Origin of the sequence: Spirochaeta isovalerica, from assembly GCF_014207565.1 — a bacterium.
Classification (GTDB): domain Bacteria; phylum Spirochaetota; class Spirochaetia; order DSM-2461; family DSM-2461; genus Spirochaeta_F; species Spirochaeta_F isovalerica.
Genome location: NZ_JACHGJ010000007.1, coordinates 210,942 through 228,438 on the forward strand (window position 1 = coordinate 210,942; position 17,497 = coordinate 228,438).

14 protein-coding genes are annotated in these 17,497 nt (G+C 47.8%); 7 read left to right on the top strand and 7 right to left on the bottom strand.

Going from position 1 to position 17,497, the window contains the following annotated elements; all coding sequences use genetic code 11:
* The first annotated feature begins 49 nt into the window (after positions 1 to 49).
* Positions 50 to 2,314, top strand: a complete 2,265-nt coding sequence (locus HNR50_RS16870; protein WP_184747964.1) for a putative bifunctional diguanylate cyclase/phosphodiesterase — start codon at positions 50 to 52, stop codon at positions 2,312 to 2,314.
* Here HNR50_RS16870 and HNR50_RS16875 read toward each other — a convergent pair.
* Positions 2,304 to 3,923 carry a methyl-accepting chemotaxis protein gene (locus HNR50_RS16875; protein WP_184747965.1) on the bottom strand — a complete coding sequence of 540 codons (1,620 nt, stop codon included), beginning with the start codon at positions 3,921 to 3,923 and terminating at the stop codon, positions 2,304 to 2,306. The two genes, HNR50_RS16870 and HNR50_RS16875, sit on opposite strands and share 11 nt — an antisense overlap.
* A gap of 94 nt (positions 3,924 to 4,017) precedes the next feature.
* Here HNR50_RS16875 and HNR50_RS16880 point away from each other — a divergent pair, with 94 nt between their 5' ends.
* Both HNR50_RS16880 and HNR50_RS16885 read left to right on the top strand, forming a co-directional pair.
* On the top strand, positions 4,018 to 4,572 hold the full coding sequence (locus tag HNR50_RS16880) for an RNA polymerase sigma factor (protein ID WP_184747966.1): 555 nt from the start codon (positions 4,018 to 4,020) through the stop codon (positions 4,570 to 4,572).
* Complete coding sequence (locus tag HNR50_RS16885; protein WP_221439918.1) at positions 4,569 to 6,434, top strand: vWA domain-containing protein; 1,866 nt, start codon at positions 4,569 to 4,571, stop codon at positions 6,432 to 6,434. The genes HNR50_RS16880 and HNR50_RS16885 overlap by 4 nt, the downstream gene beginning before the upstream one ends.
* A 43-nt stretch (positions 6,435 to 6,477) precedes the next feature.
* Here the strand turns inward: HNR50_RS16885 and HNR50_RS16890 are convergent, their stop codons facing one another.
* Positions 6,478 to 7,221: an aspartyl/asparaginyl beta-hydroxylase domain-containing protein gene (locus HNR50_RS16890; protein WP_184747967.1), complete on the bottom strand. Its 744-nt coding sequence runs from the start codon at positions 7,219 to 7,221 to the stop codon at positions 6,478 to 6,480.
* A 70-nt stretch (positions 7,222 to 7,291) separates the two neighbouring features.
* Positions 7,292 to 8,971 (bottom strand): GGDEF domain-containing protein, encoded by a 1,680-nt coding sequence (locus tag HNR50_RS16895; RefSeq protein WP_184747968.1) that lies wholly within the window; start codon positions 8,969 to 8,971, stop codon positions 7,292 to 7,294.
* A 166-nt stretch (positions 8,972 to 9,137) separates the two neighbouring features.
* Between HNR50_RS16895 and lon the strand changes: the two genes are divergently transcribed.
* A complete protein-coding gene (lon, locus tag HNR50_RS16900; RefSeq protein WP_184747969.1) occupies positions 9,138 to 11,519 on the top strand; it encodes an endopeptidase La in 2,382 nt (793 codons plus the stop codon).
* Positions 11,509 to 12,090: a TetR/AcrR family transcriptional regulator gene (locus HNR50_RS16905; protein WP_184747970.1), complete on the top strand. Its 582-nt coding sequence runs from the start codon at positions 11,509 to 11,511 to the stop codon at positions 12,088 to 12,090. Before lon ends, HNR50_RS16905 begins: the two co-directional genes overlap by 11 nt.
* Here the strand turns inward: HNR50_RS16905 and HNR50_RS16910 are convergent.
* The 3 genes from HNR50_RS16910 to HNR50_RS16920 are packed head-to-tail and all read right to left on the bottom strand — an operon-like array spanning position 12,077 to position 15,019.
* Positions 12,077 to 13,186, bottom strand: a complete 1,110-nt coding sequence (locus HNR50_RS16910) for a GGDEF domain-containing protein (RefSeq protein WP_184747971.1) — start codon at positions 13,184 to 13,186, stop codon at positions 12,077 to 12,079. The genes HNR50_RS16905 and HNR50_RS16910 overlap by 14 nt on opposite strands.
* A gap of 37 nt (positions 13,187 to 13,223) precedes the next feature.
* Positions 13,224 to 14,459, bottom strand: coding sequence for an MFS transporter (locus tag HNR50_RS16915; RefSeq protein WP_184747972.1), 1,236 nt, complete (start codon positions 14,457 to 14,459; stop codon positions 13,224 to 13,226).
* Between the two features lie 41 nt (positions 14,460 to 14,500).
* On the bottom strand, positions 14,501 to 15,019 hold the full coding sequence (locus HNR50_RS16920; RefSeq protein ID WP_184747973.1) for a methylated-DNA--[protein]-cysteine S-methyltransferase: 519 nt from the start codon (positions 15,017 to 15,019) through the stop codon (positions 14,501 to 14,503).
* A gap of 112 nt (positions 15,020 to 15,131) precedes the next feature.
* Between HNR50_RS16920 and HNR50_RS16925 the strand changes: the two genes are divergently transcribed.
* Positions 15,132 to 16,004 (top strand): AraC family transcriptional regulator, encoded by an 873-nt coding sequence (locus tag HNR50_RS16925; protein WP_184747974.1) that lies wholly within the window; start codon positions 15,132 to 15,134, stop codon positions 16,002 to 16,004.
* Between the two features lie 4 nt (positions 16,005 to 16,008).
* Here HNR50_RS16925 and HNR50_RS16930 read toward each other — a convergent pair whose 3' ends face one another.
* A complete protein-coding gene (locus HNR50_RS16930; RefSeq protein ID WP_184747975.1) occupies positions 16,009 to 16,392 on the bottom strand; it encodes a response regulator in 384 nt (127 codons plus the stop codon).
* A gap of 67 nt (positions 16,393 to 16,459) precedes the next feature.
* Here HNR50_RS16930 and HNR50_RS16935 point away from each other — a divergent pair, with 67 nt between their 5' ends.
* Positions 16,460 to 17,491, top strand: a complete 1,032-nt coding sequence (locus HNR50_RS16935) for a sensor histidine kinase (protein WP_184747976.1) — start codon at positions 16,460 to 16,462, stop codon at positions 17,489 to 17,491.
* The last annotated feature ends 6 nt before the right edge of the window (positions 17,492 to 17,497 follow it).

Below are 17,497 nucleotides of genomic sequence, written 5' to 3' on the forward strand. Positions count from 1 at the left end.
AATTCCTACGAAAAAAAGTGTTCGTTTTGCCGGTGAAAACAATCCGGAGATGTTAAAACGCCGCATGGATCTTCTATTCAGTCAGCTGCCTCTTGTAATCCATGCCGCGCTTCTTGTCGGATCCATTAACATCTTTTATCTGAAAGACATAGTTCCCCGGAGATCACTTTTCATATGGTACGGAATTCTTATTGCCATAACGCTGCTCAGGCAGACCACATATATGTTATATAAAAGAGATTCACACAGGCACCTCAAGTTCTTTTATATATCGAATTTTATAGGAATGGTCATCTCTTCCGCCTTATGGGGCGGGGCCGGTTTCATTATTTTCGGACCGGAAGCTCTGAACAATTTTCTGCTTGTCATTACTATTCTGGGAATAATCATAGCAGGGATTACATCGCTTGCCAGTGATCGCCGTCTCCTGATTACATTCATCACCATTATGATAGTGCCTTTAATGGTGAGAGTTCTTCTCTTCCGATCGGACGAATACAGTATCATTGGAATTTTCCTGGGCATTTTCTTTGTTCTTATCATTTTTGTGGCGATCAGGATCAACAGGCTGATAGTCAGCAATCTCTCCTTCGAAGAATCGCAGATGATAATCATTGAGGAGCTGAAAGACAGTGAAGAGCGTTTCCGCTCCATTTTTGAAAACGCTCCTACGGGGATTTTTTATTACGATCAATCTTTGACCATATCGGAATGTAACGATGCTTTCGCCGTACTGCTCAACGCTCCCCGGGAAAAGCTCCTGAAACTCGACATGCACAACCTCAATGACAAAAAGATAATTCCCGTTTTAAAAAAGCCTTTATTCTCTGGAGAACCGGGCACATACGAGGGGTATTACAACTCGACGATTTCCGGTAAAGAGCTCTGGGTCAATATCAGCTGTTCGCCTCTCAGAGACGAGCAGGGCAAGATCAAAGGAGCTGTGGGAATTGTCCAGAACAGAAGCGAATTCCACATAATCGAAGAAAAAATGACTTATATGGCCTACCATGACAACCTGACGGGACTGCCCAACAGGCTTCTTCTGAAAGACAGACTGAAACAGGCTCTCCTGCAGGCGGGAAGAGGGAATTACTACGGAGCCATTCTGTTTCTCGATCTGGACAATTTTAAAAGCATAAATGATTCTCTCGGCCACGAAACAGGCGATCTGCTTCTGATCGAAGCCTCATTGCGGATCAGAGACCTGCTCCGCAATGAAGATACCGTATCGAGAATTGGAGGAGACGAGTTCGTAATCATCCTCAATAAGCTCAGAGAATCGGAAACGGCCAGCATAGCTGCCGCCGGACTGGTAGCCGACAAAGTCCACCACTGCCTGACTGAGCCTTTCAATATAAACAACAAATTACTCCACACGTCCACAAGCGTCGGAATCGTCCTTTTCTCGGGAAAAGACAAGGATATTGAAACTTTACTGAAAAACGCCGATACAGCTATGTACGAAGCTAAGAAGGAAGGCAGGAGCTCCACCCATTATTTTAATGAGGTGATAAATCAATCCATGAAAAAAAGAGTGGCATTGGAAAACTATCTCAGGCTGGCAGTTGGAAACTCCGAGCTGATTCCCTACTTTCAGCCCATCATCAAGATAGATAATGATGTGGAAAGCGTCTGCGGAGCCGAGGCCCTTCTCCGATGGTTTCATCCATCTCTGGGAAACATTTCTCCGGCAGAGTTTATTCCTCTTGCAGAAGAAACCGGACAGACTCTCGATATCGGCGAATGGCTTATAGAGGAGATTTGCAGAATATACGGAGAGTGGTTGAAAAAAGGTTCTGTGAATCTCGACTACGTATCTATTAACCTAAGCGTTCTCCAGCTTCAGCAGAAAGACTTTCACAAAACCATTCTGGAAAGCCTGAAGCGTCATGAGGTTCCGCCTTCGGCAGTTGTACTCGAAATCACGGAAAACGTTCTGGTAGGGAATTTCGACCGGGTTAACAGCAATATTTCAGCTCTCAGATCAGAAGGGATCCGTTTTGCCATCGATGACTTCGGTACGGGATACTCATCCCTGACCTATCTGAAAAAGCTCTCTCTCGATATTATAAAAATCGACAGAACTTTCATCCGGGAGATACACGACGACAGGGGAGACAAAACTCTCGTCCAGGCTATCCTGAATATTGCCCGGGATTTCGGATTCAATGTTATCGCCGAAGGCGTCGAGGAAGAAATGCAGATCGGGATAATGAAAGAGCTCGGATGCCGGTTCATCCAGGGCTATTATTTCAGCCGGCCCCTTCCCGCTGACCGGTTCCTTGAGTTTTATGAAAGATTCACGACTTGATCTGTTCCAGTTCCAGAGTCAGTTTCCTTACCTGGTCGATATTTTCCACGCCGATGCTCTTCAGTCCAGCCGCTTCAGCGACAATCGATTGGCCAAGCCGTGACAGCACTTTGATATTGTCTCTGGTCCGCTCAACTTCTTCGCGGATCTTCCGCATGCTTCCATCTCCCTTTCTCAGATCCTCCTCCATTGATGCGAGGGACTGCTGCACGTTTTCGTTGGACTGCAGGAGATCGCGTACAGAGCCGGTAATGGTGTCAGTTCCCCTGTAAAGGGATTGCATGCTCTCCACTATTTCCCTGAGCGAATTTCCGACATCGCCGATTTGCAGGGTTATGGTCTCGAAAACAGCTTTCAGCTCCTGAGAAGCCTGATTGGATTCCTCAAAGTGGCGGGAGTTCATTTCCAGGCTCTGACGGATCACTCCCGAATTCTGACCGGTTTCTTCCGCCAGTTTGCGGATCTCCTCGGCGACAACGGCAAATCCTCTTCCCGCTTCTCCCGCATGAGCCGCTTCAATGGCGGCATTCATAGCCAGAAGATTGGTGCGGCTCGATATTTCCTCGATAACTTCGATAACTTCAAGAATCTCCGCAGATGACCGGGAGAGTTTCTGAATGGAATCGAGAGAATTTTCCAGCTTTACCGCCCCATCTCGCGATGAATGATCGAGCTGTTCCAGTGTTATTATCTTGCCTTCCGCCGATTGATGGATATAGCCGATCCTCTCGACAATATCCTTAACTGATCCTGAAGACCGGGAGATAGCCTCGGTCTGCATTACACCGTTCTGCTTCACTTCCATCTGGGAAGACTGAATCTGGCTGTTGGCCCGGCCGGCTTCTTCTGTCGACAGTGTCAGATTGTCAGCTATATCCTCGAGCATTTTCAGATTGGATGCGATATTCTCCGTACTGCGGCTCGTTTCCTCGGCGGCATGGAGCAGTTTTTCCCCCACATTAAAGGAAGATTTCATGGAATCGACCAGAGCGTTGAGGCGGCTGTAACTCTCTTCGGTTTTGATTTTCTCATTCTGCACGGCTTTAATGGTTCTCAATTGCATGCGGAAAACCATGACAGCAAAAGACCCCGCCATTATGAGAAACATAACGGATATAAGCAATTTCCCGAGAATACCTGTTTCGCCGGCCTGCTGCGCCATAGACAGAAATTTGAAGAAAAACAGAAGGATCTGCCCTACCCCTCCTACGATTACGACAACTATCATTTGCCAGAGATGATAAGAAAGCAGAGGAGTCACGCAGATAACAGAAATCATATAGGTGGAGTAAATATAAAGGTCATTCAGCTCATGATGTTCCTGTAGCAGAAATATACCGAATGCCGCGGCGACGAAAATCACCAGACTGACATTGCTGCTGAAACGGTATGCCCCGCGGTACAGGGCCAGAATATTGAGCAGGAGAAAAACCGTTACCAGAGCTTCGCCGGCCGCGACGATAAGATCCCCCCGCAAAAGGCGGATCGCCGTAAAAATGAGAAAACAGGAACCGAGAATTAGGTTGATCAGATAAAGAGTAATGGCTTTTTCCTGAACCGTATCGGATTCATTTCCGTATGCTTTGTGAATTCTTTTAAAAAAGGTCATACTATCCATTATTGAGGATGCTTTTTTTTCCTTCAAATTTTTTGTTACCTTTCTGGTAAATCTCCGTAGTAAATAAAAACGGATGGAGCAGGCAATGAATGAAAACCGGCTGTTCATCGAGATTTACGATGAATATGCGGAACCGATCTACCGCTATATACACTACAAAACATGTCACAGGGAAACAGCGGAAGATCTGACCAGTCAGACTTTTCTCAAAGCCATGGAAAAATGGCACCAGTTCAACAGCGCGAAAGGAACCCTGTCTTCATGGCTGTACTGCATCGCCCGGAACCTGATTACCGATCATTTCCGATCCGGTGCGAAGTGGGGTTTCATCAGAGACGTAAGCGATATCTGGGATCTGCCGGCCGAAAGCGATGCGGTAAAAGAACTGATGAGAGAGGAAACACGGGGAGAGCTGCACAGAGCGCTCAACCAGCTCCCCCCCCGCCAGAGGGAAGTCGTCATCCTCAGGGTCTGGGAAGAACTCCCTTACAAACAGATCGCTTCCATATCGGGAAAAAGTGAAGCCAACTGTAAAATGCTTTTTTCAAGAGCCCTGAAGAAGCTGAAGAGCAGCCTGGGGACAGCTGTCATTTTCCAGTTGATTTTTGCCCGCCCTCTTTTCGGAAGGAGAGATTTATGAAAGACAATATCAGAACCATTCTCGAAGAGTTGTATGAATCGGACCCCTCTCTCAGGGACGATGAAGCCAGGCTCATACCGGTTCTTGAAAAGCTTATGAAAGGCCGGGAAACAGTTAACATGGACAGCCGGTTCAAGGAAGAACTGAGACAGAAACTTCTGGAAAGGGATCAGCGGAAAATATATAAGAGGCGCTTCAAGCCTGCAGTTTTCGCCCTATCGGGAGCCGCGGCAGCCCTGCTGGCTGTATTTATCACTCTCCCCTTCCTGATAAACCGCTACGGGGGAGCATCGGAAGAAGCGGCCGAAGCTGTTATGCCCATGGTCATGAGCAAATCAGCCGATATGTCTCTATCGGAAACCGCCGATGAGGCTCCTCTATTCTCAATGGCCATGGAAGGGGAAGCCCCTCCCGCTCCTGAACCGGGAAGAATGGCTAGAGCCGGAAATTTCAATACGGAGGAATACAGCCGGATTTACGAGAATTCCTTCCTGTCCGTCATGGACAATCCCCTGTCAACATTTTCCATCGATGTCGATACGGCGTCCTATGCCAATGTGCGCCGTTTCCTCAACTCGGGTACGCTGCCGCCGCCCGATGCGGTCCGTATAGAAGAACTTATCAATTACTTCCCCTACCATATGAGCGGACCGACGGACAATCATCCCTTCTCCATTCATACACAAGTGTCCCGCACCCCCTGGAACGCAGACAGCCTTTTATTGAAAATCGGCATACAGGGAAAGAGAATATCCTTTGACCGGCTGCCTCCCAATAACCTGGTATTCCTGCTCGACGTTTCGGGTTCCATGAATAATCCCGACAAGCTTCCGCTTCTTAAAAACGCCATGAATATGATTGTCGCCAACATGAGACCCGAAGACAGCATAGCCATAGCCGTTTATGCCGGAGCAGCCGGTACGGTCCTGCCACCCACCGGAGGAGACCGGAAAGAAGCCATTCTGGAAGCTCTTGATAACCTGGAAGCAGGCGGTTCGACAGCAGGAGCACAGGGAATCAGACTGGCCTACTCTCTTGCCGGGAAAAACTTCGAAAAAAACGGGAACAACAGAATCATTCTGGCCACCGACGGGGACTTCAATGTCGGACCTTCATCGGAAGGAGAACTGGTAAGAATGATTGAGAAAGAACGGGAAAGCGGGATTTACCTGACGGTTCTGGGATTCGGCTCGGGTAACATCAAAGATTCGAAAATGGAGATGCTGGCCGATCGGGGAAACGGAAATTATGCCTATATTGACACTCTGCTGGAAGCGCGAAAAGTTCTTGTGGAGCAAATGGGCGGAACATTCTTCACAATTGCCGAAGATGTGAAGCTTCAGCTTGAATTCAACCCTGTATTGGTGGATTCCTATCGTCTCATCGGTTATGAGAACAGAATGCTGGCCCGGGAAGATTTCGATGACGACAGGAAAGATGCGGGAGAGCTCGGTGCGGGGCACAGCGTGACAGCTCTCTACGAGCTGATGCCGGCTTCGGGAGCCGCGACGGGAAGTGATTTAAAATACCAGAGCTCGGTTCCCAATTCCGAGGCCTATGCGGCCGATGAGCTGCTGACTGTTAAAATGCGGTATAAAGAACCGGGCGAAGGTGAAAGCATTCTCCTGGAGAGACCGGTCGAAAACAGAGTTATGGACTTCAATTCGACCGATGATGATTTCCGTTTTGCTTCGGCCGTCGCCATGTGGGGACTGATTCTCAGAGATTCGGAATACAAAGGAATGTCCTCATATGAAAAAGTTCTGGATATTGCGGGAAAATCCAGAGGTGATGATCCCGAAGGGTATCGGAATGAATTTCTCAGGCTGGTGAAACTGAGCAGGGAATATGGAGAATGGTAAGACCGGAAGCCGCCCGATGAAGGGCGGTTTCCGATCGCTGTCTTTAAACGTCCCGGGCGACCTCGGCCCGGGCGGCCGCTGCTTTCAGCTTTTTAGATTTCTGCAGAATGGAGAAGAGGTATCTGTTCATCTTATCCATCGGTCCCGGCAAATCCCTTAAGACATCGAGAAAAAGAACGACCCTTCTCTCCTCTGTTTTATTCCAGACTTCGTGGCGGTAAGTATCGTCGAAAAGAACATGCTCCCCTTCCTTCCAGGAATATCTTTCACCACCCACTTCTATATAACAATCGCCTTCGGGAATGATCATGGCCAGATGGTAACGGAGCACACTTTTGAAAAAGCCGTAATGAGGCGGGATGTGTTTGCCGCCGTCGATAATGGAAAACATGGCCAGAGACACCCGCGGAATCTGCCGGATAAGTTCCGACGTCTCGGGAACGAGCGCCGCGTTGGCCGGCAGCCAGGCATCGAATCCCTTGATTATGAAAGTTCTCCAGGCCTTTCCGTCGCGGGCGGAAATGCTTTTCTGAAGACCGTCCACATTGTGGAAAAGGGGAACGTTTTCCACATTCTCCAAAACTTTTTCCAGTTCTTTGCGAATAATTGGCCAATTGTCTTTCAGAATTTTCCCTTCGGGAAATTCTTTCTCCACATCGGCAAAAGGGGGATTTTTCACAAAGAGCTTTAAAAACTGGGAATAAACAAAAGCCAGGAGAAAAGGCTCAATAACAAACAGAGCTATAAGAAAGAGAACAACAGAAACAAGAATGATAACTACTATCATATAAACTCCTCGATTTAAAAGTTTATTTTCCCGGATCTGTTGTTTCAAGCAAAAAAGAAAAAGTCCGGAGCTATTCCGCCCTTACCACCTGGTTTTTTCCCTGGTGTTTGGCGCGGTACAAAGCTTTATCGGCCCTTTCGATAAGATCGTCTGTCGATTCGGGAGCACGATACTGAGCCACGCCGAGTGATACGGTTATTCCGCCCATTCTCTCGTCTTTCTCCGCCCCGTTTTCAAAGCGGAAGCGGATTCTCTCCGCTACTTCCAGGGCTTCTTCCAGAGCTGTTTCCGGAAGAACCACAGAGAACTCCTCCCCTCCGTACCGGCAGGGGGTATCGTGTTCGCGGGCAGATCCCCGAATGATCGAGCCCATTGTTTTGAGCACTTCATCTCCCTGTTTATGGCCCCATGTATCATTGAAATTCTTGAAGTTATCAACATCGGCCATAATAAGAGACAGAGGCGCTCCCTTCTCCGGAGACAGATGAATTTCCCTCTCCAGAACCCGGTGGAGATAGCGTACGTTATAGAGGCCGGTCAGACTGTCGGTGATACTGGCCTCACGGAATTGATCGCGGCTTCTGGCCAGAAGATCTCTCTGGAAAAAAGACCGGGAATAACGGCGGATCAGCATCTGGGACTGAATGAAAATAAAAATGACAAAGCCGAGAGGCGACAGGTACATGGTCGGGATGAGCTGGGAAGCATAAAGGATGTCATTGAGAACTGTAATGGAGAAAAGGATGTATGCCGTCGTGAGCATCGGAGCTTCCTCGCGCCGGGCTTTCAAAGCCCGGGCCTGTATCCAGATTGCATAGAGGAGGCCGATGATCATCAATCCCTCGGCAAAGGGAATCAGATGATTATTGATTTTCACGGGAAGCAGCCAGACGAGCATGCCGTAGAAGAGAGAAATCCCCATAAAAACGCGGCTGAACCTGCGCGACGATTCCGCAGGAAAAAGAGTCGACATGAAGAGAGCCAGAAGCGGAGCCGAACCGTAAAAGGGGATAAATTCGAGTTTCCGGAGGATTTCCCAGGAAAAGGAGGGAATTAAAAAAGTCAGCAGCTGTTCTCCAGTGCAGAGAATTCGAATTAGAAAAGTCAGACATATCAAACCAAAGAGAAACTCGGCCTTCTCCTGGTTCCGGTAGATATAAATTCCGACGTGAAAAAGGGCGATGGCGAAAAGTATCCCTGCTATGGCCATTTCCACAATTAAATGAAAATCTCTGTACTTGGTGATGCTGGCGAGCTCTCCCAGAAAAAGGCTTCTCCAGATTCCGCTTTTCCGGTATTGAAAATTGCTTACATGAATCAGGATTTCAGCCTTTTCCCCCTCGGTGTAAAAGGCGACCAGCCGGGGGAGGAACCGGGGACGGCTTTCTGCTTCGGTTGTTCCCGGGATCCCGTTTCGGCCCTGATCAATGCCATTGATGTACAGGTGGTATGATGTAACCAGCTCAGGCATGTAAAGGCTGTAGATTTTACCCGGAACCAATCCGGTTATAGTCAGGCGGAGAGTCCCGTAGCCATGGGCGGGATGATCGGTCTCTTTGTCCCAGCTGCCTGGAACAGTAATGTATTCCGGATCAGGAATGTCTTTCCTCAGACTTATATCGGGATTGAGAAATGCGCTCCAGTAAAACTCCCAGACACCGTCCAGCCGGGCGATATTCCATGGGGAGCCCAGTTGCAGATCGTAATTGAATGAGGCTCTTCCGGAGGGAATAGGCCTATCCTCGGCCATAACTGGTATATGACATAATATGAGGATAAGAAAGGCATATTTCAACGGAGACCTTAAATTCATCTAGTCATTTTAAATCAACAAAGTTCTTAGAACAAGCAGAATAACCTTTTCACTTTACTATACGACCGGTCTATTAGTATTTTGATTTCAAGAGGTACACAGAATGATTAATTATGGATTATTACCCGATGAACTCCCTCTGATCCCTGTGAAGGGCTCTGTTATTTTTCCCGGGAGCGATAACAATATACGGATTTCAGGACTGGAACCCGGTGATACATTCAATAAAAGTGAAGATGGAAAAGACACTTATGCCATCGCCCTGTCCATGCGCAGGAACTTCAACCTTAAGGAACTGGAAGAAGATGATTTCTATAAAGTGGGAACAATGGTCAGAGTTCTTGATAAACAGAAGACAACCGATGGATATAAAATTCTGACTCATGCCGTGGAAAGGGTTCAAATTCACAAAATCAGAAATGAAAAAGGTATTTATTACGCCGAATTCACTCTTCTCCTTGACGAAATGGACCTGGAGAGAAGCAATCAGCTGGACCTTCTGACTTATGTAAAAGATATTTCGACGGAAACGGCGCGATACTTTCAGGGTTCGGAAAATATCATAAAAAAGATTGAAGAGTTTGAAGATTCTTCCTCTCTGATCTATTACATAGCCCCCTATCTGAATATCTCCCGGTCGGAAAAGCAGGAACTTCTGGAAATAACCTCAGTAAGAGAAAGGGGAATGAAATTTCTCGATTATCTGATCCGCCAGAAAGAATCTATCAAAATACAGGCGGAGATGGCTCAGAAGGTCAATGAAAAAGCCAATAAGAGCTACAGGGAAAGCATTCTGAGAGAGCAGCTCAAATCCATCCAGGAAGAACTGAACGATGGGAAAAAAAGCAAGGGAGAAACTCTTAAAGAAAAGATAGAAGGCTCCCTGATGCCTGAGGATGTGAGACAGATTGCTCTGGAGGAACTGGAGAAACTGGAAGCTCAGGGTCCCAACGGATCTGACAGCCATGTTATCCGGAACTATCTCGATCTGCTGATCGCCCTTCCCTGGAAACAGGCGGATGAGCAGGATATAGATATTAATCTCGCAAGGGAGATTCTGGACAGGGATCACTACGGCCTGGAAAAAGTGAAGGAGCGAATTATTCAGCATCTGGCGGTTATGAAACTGAAGAAAGGCAGAAAAGGTTCCATTCTTCTTCTCGTAGGGCCTCCCGGAACGGGTAAAACCAGTCTTGGAAAAAGCGTGGCAGGAGCCCTGAACAGGCAGTTCGTCCGCATCAGCCTAGGAGGCATCCGCGATGAGGCTGACATCCGCGGCCACAGAAGGACCTATGTGGGAGCTCTTCCGGGACGGATCATTCAGGGCATGAAGAAAGCGGGAGAAACCAATCCGGTCTTCATGCTCGACGAGGTTGATAAAGTGATGAGAGGCTTCAGCGGAGATCCGGCCAGCGCCCTTCTGGAAGTTCTGGACCCGGAGCAGAATAACAGCTTCTCCGACCATTACCTGGAAGTGCCCTACGATCTTTCCGACGTCTTTTTCATCGCTACGGCCAACTCCATCGAAACCATACCGGGTCCGCTGCTCGACAGAATGGAAGTGATCCACATTTCCGGATATACAAATCATGAGAAGTTTTACATCGGGAAACAGCATCTGATACCCAGGGTCCTAGAAGAGCACGGCCTTGACGACGGAAAACTGATCATTGACGATGAGGCTCTGACTGAAGTGATCGAAAACTACACGAGAGAGGCGGGCGTGAGAACCCTGAAGAGAAAACTCGACTCGCTGGCCAGGATTTCATCGGAAAAAGTGGTTTCGGGAAAGGAAAAACTGCCCTACCATATAAATGCGGGAAAAGTGGAGGAGTTTCTCGGTAGAGAGAGAGTGCGCCACGCTATTGCGGAAGCGGACAATCCTCCCGGAGTTGTAACGGGACTGGCATGGACACCGGTGGGAGGAGAGATTCTCTTTATCGAAAGCACCAATATGCCCGGCACAGGCCAATTGACCCTGACAGGGCAGATGGGCGATGTGATGAAGGAATCGGCCCAGATTTCCAGGAGCCTGATACGCTCCAGGCTGACTCTCTTCGCGGCGGGGTTCTCATTCAATGAGAATGATCTGCATATTCACATTCCTTCGGGAGCTGTTCCCAAAGACGGCCCTTCTGCGGGAATAACCCTTTTCACATCCCTGGCTTCGCTGGTAACGGGGAGAAAAGTGGATCCCAAACTGGCCATGACCGGTGAAATTACTCTCCGGGGATCGGTTATGCCGATCGGGGGACTCAAAGAAAAGGTTCTGGCGGCTCACCGGGCAGGTATCAAAAAAATACTCATCCCCGATGAAAACAAAAAAGATCTGGAAGATGTGCCCCGGGAAATAAAAGAGGAACTGGAGTTCAAAGCCGTATATACCGTTGAGGAAGTGATACAGGAAGCGCTGGGGATTACATTGCCCCGCTTCGGAGCCAACGGCCCCGATCCGGATAAACATGAGGTGAAAGTTGAAAAATAATAATACGAAGGAGCACATCCTGAACCGCGGCTTAGCTGTGGTAAGGGAAAAAGGGTTCAAGAATACGGGTATCAGCGAAATTCTGAAATCCGCTTCTGTTCCCAAGGGCTCTTTCTATTATTATTTCGAAAGCAAAAGCGATTTCGGGATCGAGCTGCTCGATTATGCGGCCCGGTCCTTTTTTAAAGAAATCGAGTCTCATTTTTCCGGGAAGATTCCACCGTTGAAACGGATCGAAACCTTTTTTGATGATCAGATTGACCAGCTCAGAGATTCGCCCTGCCACTGCGACTGTCTCTTCGGAAAACTGTCCCAGGAAATGACCGACGAGGATCCCCGTTTCAGGGAGGAACTGAAAAACATTTTCGATTCATGGTTGAAATACTTCAGCGAGGCTCTTCTCGAAGCGGAGAAAAATGGAGAAATAACACTCCGATACAGCGCCGATTCTCTGGCCAGGTTTATTCTTTCAGGTTGGGAAGGTGCTTTGCTGCAGAGCAAGCTGCTCCAGTCTGTTCAACCTCTCGTTGAGTTCCGGATGATTTTTCTTTCCATGATCAGGGAGAAATGACGGTTTGGTTCCGTCCCATTCTTTTGGCTTCGTATAGCGCTTTATCCACTCTGTCGACCAGACTCTTCGTATCTTCGTCTTTCCGGATTTCCCCTGCTCCCAGACTAATGGTCACGTGTTCGGAAATGGATTTGAATGTAACCACTTCAATTGCTGATCTGAGCCTCTCCGCGATTATTTCAGCCGAAGAGAGATGGGTGTCGGAAAGAATGAGTAGGAACTCTTCTCCGCCGTAACGAACCGCCAGATCGGTTTTTCTGATAGAGGCCAGAGTCATTTCGGCAACAGAGACGAGAACATCATCACCGGCGCTGTGCCCGAAGGTATCATTCACTGTCTTGAAATGATCCAGATCGAAAAGCAGAACGGAGAAAGGCGTTCCCTTCCTCTGAAAAATTTCAAACTGGAATGAGAGAAAATCATCACAGTATCGTCTATTATAAAGCCCTGTCAGAGGATCTCTGAGTGAAATCTCCTTCATTTCCCGATAGGTCATCTCCAGCTCATCGGCCATCTTCAGTATTTTCTCCTGGGTCAATTCACGGCTCCGGGAGATGTAAAAGGAAAAAACGGAAAAAGCCAGTATCGGCAATAGGGTTACAAATGATACGATTTTTCCGTTCATCATATAGTAGAGGGTTATAAAATAGAGAAGTCCTGCCGAATGGGTGATAATGAGCCTGATCCGGGATAACCGGTAGAGAAAGGAAAAAGCCAGAATCGCCAATGTATAGGCGAGAAAATCCCCGGAGTCAACAGAATCAAAAGCTGAGATTCCTATCAGAATGAAATAAGCCGCCAGCAGATAAAAATAAACAATATGATCGAGTGAAGTTTTATTCTCCTTTTTCGACAAAAGAAAATAGAGAAACCGCATAAGAAAAGAGAGTAGTGCCAGGATCAGAAAGGAAGTAAAATAAAAGATGAAAAATTCCGAACCGGCTCCGGTTATCTTTCTGATTCCGAAAATAGCTGTAAATGCCAGAGCAAAAAGACCCGTCAGGGTTGAGATGGTCTTCATACTCCTGAGATTATCATCCTTGCGGATATGATTTAACTCTTCAACGAATGTTTTATGGGACAGCTTTTTCTCCATACTCTATATGATAATACACAGAGAAAAGCTGTGCCAATTATTCCGTTACGGGGACAGATCTGTCAGGCGGAAGAGTTACGGAATAGAAAAAGGATCCCAGCCCGAAAAAAGCCGCCATGGAAAACAGCATCTCCAGCCCCAGTGATTCCCAAAGCAGGCCTCCGGCAACAGCGATGATAATGCTGATGAGATGATTGATTGAAATTCCCGCGGAAAGAGCTGTCGTCACTTCCTCCTTAGAATCGGAGAGAGTCTTGACATATTTGGCTCGGGCCATTCCCGCCATAAAGAGCATAGCGTCGACAACAAAAGCTATGGAGACAATGATAAAAGCCGTTTGGTGATCAAAGAACAGGTGCGAAAACCCGTAGACGATACAGAGCGCGAACAGGATGACCGTATCGGCCACCAGTATAATCTTGTACCCGACTTTATCCATAAGACGCCCGAGCAGGGGATTGAGAAAAATATTCCCCAGAGACCACAGGCTGTAGAGAAAAGCGATATACTCCGTTTTGGCTCCGTAATTCATAATGAGTACATAAGGAGCGAATGTGAGGAAAACCTGTTTCCGGGCTCCGAAAAACATTTCGAGAATATAATAGCGGCTGAACTTACGGCTGAAAGCAATCTTCTGTTTTTTGACATGATCATCGCGATTTTTCATCTTCGCGGTCATTATGATACCGCCCAGAAGAATCAGGGCTCCCAAGAGGTATGTCGTTCTGTAGGGCAGAGTTTCCGGGAGGTCAGCTCCCATATGGCGGATAACAAGAAATATAAGGGGAACGAGGTAGTATCCGGCCAGTTGGCCCGCATTGCCGGCGCTGCCCACGGTACCCATGGCAAGCCCTTCTTTTCCCGGTCTTGCCAGATGCATGGTGATGGAGTTCCGGATGGGCATCATCATATGCTCTCCCGTGCTCCAGAGAACGATTAATACGATAGCCGGAACCACATTCATGCCGAAAAAGCCGAGACCGAGCAGGCCGAGGAATGAAACGATAAGAGAAAAATACATAACGCGCAATTCGTTGAATCGATAGAGAAGCCCCATTATGAGAAATAGAAGCAGTCCCGGTAGTTCCCGGGGAAACTCGACGACTCCCCTGCCGGCCCGGCTAATGCCCAGTATATCGTGAAGAAAATTATTGAGGACGCCGTTCGCCATTCCGGTGGCGACTCCGAAAATAAGCATGGCAGTAAGGAATCCCCGGACCCCCTCGCCGGAGAAAACGGTATCGGCTGATTGAAGTAATTTACTCTTTTTCATAATGAAAAGGAGTATATATTAATCTGACGATATGAACAGCCTCAAAATTTCAGAAACATCTGGCTTTCCAGTTCCAGAAGTTTTTTCTTTGCGGGAATTCCCCCGGCATATCCTCCGAGCGAACCATCAGCCGCGATGATGCGGTGACAGGGAATCAGTATGGATATGCCATTCGCCCCGTTAGCTCCGGCGACTGCGCGCACCGCTTTTTCCCTGCCCATTCTCGCAGCCAGTTCGCCGTAACTCTCGGTTCGGCCGTAAGGTATGGTCTGCAGGGCTTCCCAGACTTCTTTCTGAAAATCAGTTCCCGCAGTGATCAGCGGTATATCGAAGACTTCTCTGTTGCCGTTGAAATATTCCTCCAGCTGCCGCTCCGTTTTTTCGAACAGGGAACAGTCCCCTTCGTCAAAGGAGGCTTTGAAACAGGAAGCCAGCCGGCTGTCTATACGGCCTCTCATCTTTCTGTATTTCCAATCGAGCAGGCAGAGTTTTCCGTCATATTCTCCCAGAATAACTTCTCCGGGAGGGATTTTAATTGTTTTAACGATTATTCTGTTCATAGAAAAAGTATATCATAAATGATGGAAAAACACTTAACATTTGATTACATTGAGCACAAAATATCAAAAGGCGGCGAGTCAAAACCTGTATAGTTATTTCAAGGAGGAAAAATTGGACTGGATAGACAGGCTGAACAATGCCGTAACCTATATGGAAGAGCACCTCGAAGAATATGAGGATATCAGAATGATCGCCGCGGCAGCCAATTCGAGCCACTTTCATTTCCAGAGGATGTTTGCCCTGATCAGCGGAATAACCGTGGCGGAATACATCCGGAGAAGAAGGTTGACTCTGGCTGCGGGAGATATACAGAAAGGCCATGAGATTCTGGAAACGGCTCTGAAATACGGTTATGAGTCACAGGCTTCTTTTACAAGAGCCTTCAGCCGGATGCACGGTCTCACTCCGGCAAAAGCCCGGGAGCCGGGTGCGAGACTGAAAGCCTATCCCCCGTTGACCTTCAATATTTCGATTACAGGAGCACACAGTATGGATTATGAAATCAGAGAATTCGGAAGCTTTGAAATTACAGGCTTTGTTCGTCCTTTTACAACAGTGGACGGGTCGAACTTGAGAGAAATCCCCCGTTTTTTCGAGGAGATGGATAAAAGCGGATCGATTGAGGAAATGAACAAGCTGACCGGTCCCGAAGGAAAACTGAAGGGCTCACTTCTGGGAGTCTGCATGGATTTCGATGAAAAAACCGAACGATTCAATTTTATGATCGGCGTGGAACCGGTCGGGAGGAAATCCCATGAGAAGCTGGAAAGCCGAACCATCCCGCCTCTGACCTGGGCTGTCTTTCCGGGCAGAGGGAAAATGCCCGATTCGATTCAGGCCGTATGGAAGAGAATTTTTTCAGAATGGTTTCCTTCGATGGAATATGAACACGCCGAGGGCCCGGAGCTGGAAGTCTACCTTCCGGAACCCTGCGACGATGGTGAAGCTTCTTTTGAAGTGTGGATTCCCATCGTGAAAAAGTAGAGACTCAGACCGGGGCTTTCAAACCCGTCAAAGCGTCGCCCACAGCTTCGAGGAGTTTTTCCTCGCTGATGGGCTTGATAAGATAATCAACCGGTCCCGTTGTCATGGCTCTTTCTTTCGTTTTCTCATCCCTGTAGGCGGTGAGATAGAGCACAGGCGTTGACGTGAGTATCTTCATTCTCTGGACAGCTGATACGCCATCGACAAAACTGTTCAGATTAATGTCCATGATAACGAGATCCGGTTTGTGCTTGACAATAGCAGGCATAAAATTTTCGCTGGTCATGACGACTTCCGGAACATCGTAACCGGCTTTCTGGAGGCTTTCCTGAATCTCCATACCCACGAGGACTTCATCCTCTACGACCAGAATACGTGCTTTTCCCATATTCGGCTCCTGAATGTTTTATTTTATACTTTATTAAATATGTAGCCGAGTGTAACATATAAAAGTTATGCAGGCAAATCATAAACGGTTCCGGCTGGATGATAATAAAGTGGTCGTCATTCACGATTTTCTCTATTCCCGTCAGAAATACCCTCTCATTATCATTACCATAGCTCTTTATGCCATGATTATCCTCCTCTGGGGTGAAAATTTCGAGGTTTCGGCCAATTATTTTATTATTTTCCCTGTTATTGTCGTCGCCGTGAGTTTCGGTTTCAAAGGCGGGCTTATAGCCGGAGTGCTCGGGCTCCCGTTCAACCTCCTCTTTTTTCATATCATACATCATCCGGAATACGCCCCCGCAAGCCTGACCATGGCGGAAATGTCCGGCATAGTTCTGGGATCAAGCCTCGGATATGTGAGCGATTTTTTCACCCGGATGAAAGAGGAGATGAGACGCCGGGAAAAGAGCGAAGCGGCTCTGGAGAAATCGCTGAGGGAAAAAGAGATACTCCTGAAGGAGATCAATCACCGGGTAAAAAACAATCTCAACCTCATAAAGAGCTTTATCCAGCTTCAGGTCAACCGGATTGAAGAGGGAGAAACCAGGGAAATCCTTCTTGCCATGAGAAACAGAGTGATATCCATTGCCATGGTCCAGGAGCTGCTTTACGCTCAGGATTCGATCGACAATCTCGATTTCACGACATATCTGCGTGAACTGTCCGATTCCTTTCTCGAGGGATTCGGCCGCAGCCGGATGAGCATAGAGCTCCTGACCGGCCCCGCTCCCGTAATGCTGGACAGCCATCAGGTAACGTCGCTGGGCATCGTGACAAATGAAATTCTGACCAATGCCTCCAAATACGCCAGACAGGAGGAGGGGATAACGGAACTGGTCATATCTTTGGTGTATAGTGAAAACCTGCTTTCACTGACCTTTCTGGACAACGGCCCGGGATACCCCGAAACCGGAGAGGGAACCGGTCTGGGATTCAAACTGATCCGTTCTCTTATAGCCGAGTTGCAGGGAGACATATCGGTTAGCAGTGGAAAAGATGGCGGTGGTGAATTAAAAATTTCGATTCCTGTAGTATAATTTATT

Coding starts and splice junctions, on each gene's coding strand:
- HNR50_RS16870 (WP_184747964.1), top strand. CDS start 50: ATGTTAAAACGCCGCATGGATCTTCTATTCAGTCAGCTGCCTCTTGTA.
- HNR50_RS16895 (WP_184747968.1), bottom strand. CDS start 8,971: ATGGCCGAGGATAGGCCTATTCCCTCCGGAAGAGCCTCATTCAATTAC.
- HNR50_RS16885 (WP_221439918.1), top strand. CDS start 4,569: ATGAAAGACAATATCAGAACCATTCTCGAAGAGTTGTATGAATCGGAC.
- HNR50_RS16880 (WP_184747966.1), top strand. CDS start 4,018: ATGAATGAAAACCGGCTGTTCATCGAGATTTACGATGAATATGCGGAA.
- HNR50_RS16930 (WP_184747975.1), bottom strand. CDS start 16,392: ATGGGAAAAGCACGTATTCTGGTCGTAGAGGATGAAGTCCTCGTGGGT.
- HNR50_RS16875 (WP_184747965.1), bottom strand. CDS start 3,923: ATGACCTTTTTTAAAAGAATTCACAAAGCATACGGAAATGAATCCGAT.
- HNR50_RS16910 (WP_184747971.1), bottom strand. CDS start 13,186: ATGGAGAAAAAGCTGTCCCATAAAACATTCGTTGAAGAGTTAAATCAT.
- HNR50_RS16890 (WP_184747967.1), bottom strand. CDS start 7,221: ATGATAGTAGTTATCATTCTTGTTTCTGTTGTTCTCTTTCTTATAGCT.
- lon (WP_184747969.1), top strand. CDS start 9,138: ATGATTAATTATGGATTATTACCCGATGAACTCCCTCTGATCCCTGTG.
- HNR50_RS16920 (WP_184747973.1), bottom strand. CDS start 15,019: ATGAACAGAATAATCGTTAAAACAATTAAAATCCCTCCCGGAGAAGTT.
- HNR50_RS16935 (WP_184747976.1), top strand. CDS start 16,460: ATGCAGGCAAATCATAAACGGTTCCGGCTGGATGATAATAAAGTGGTC.
- HNR50_RS16915 (WP_184747972.1), bottom strand. CDS start 14,459: ATGAAAAAGAGTAAATTACTTCAATCAGCCGATACCGTTTTCTCCGGC.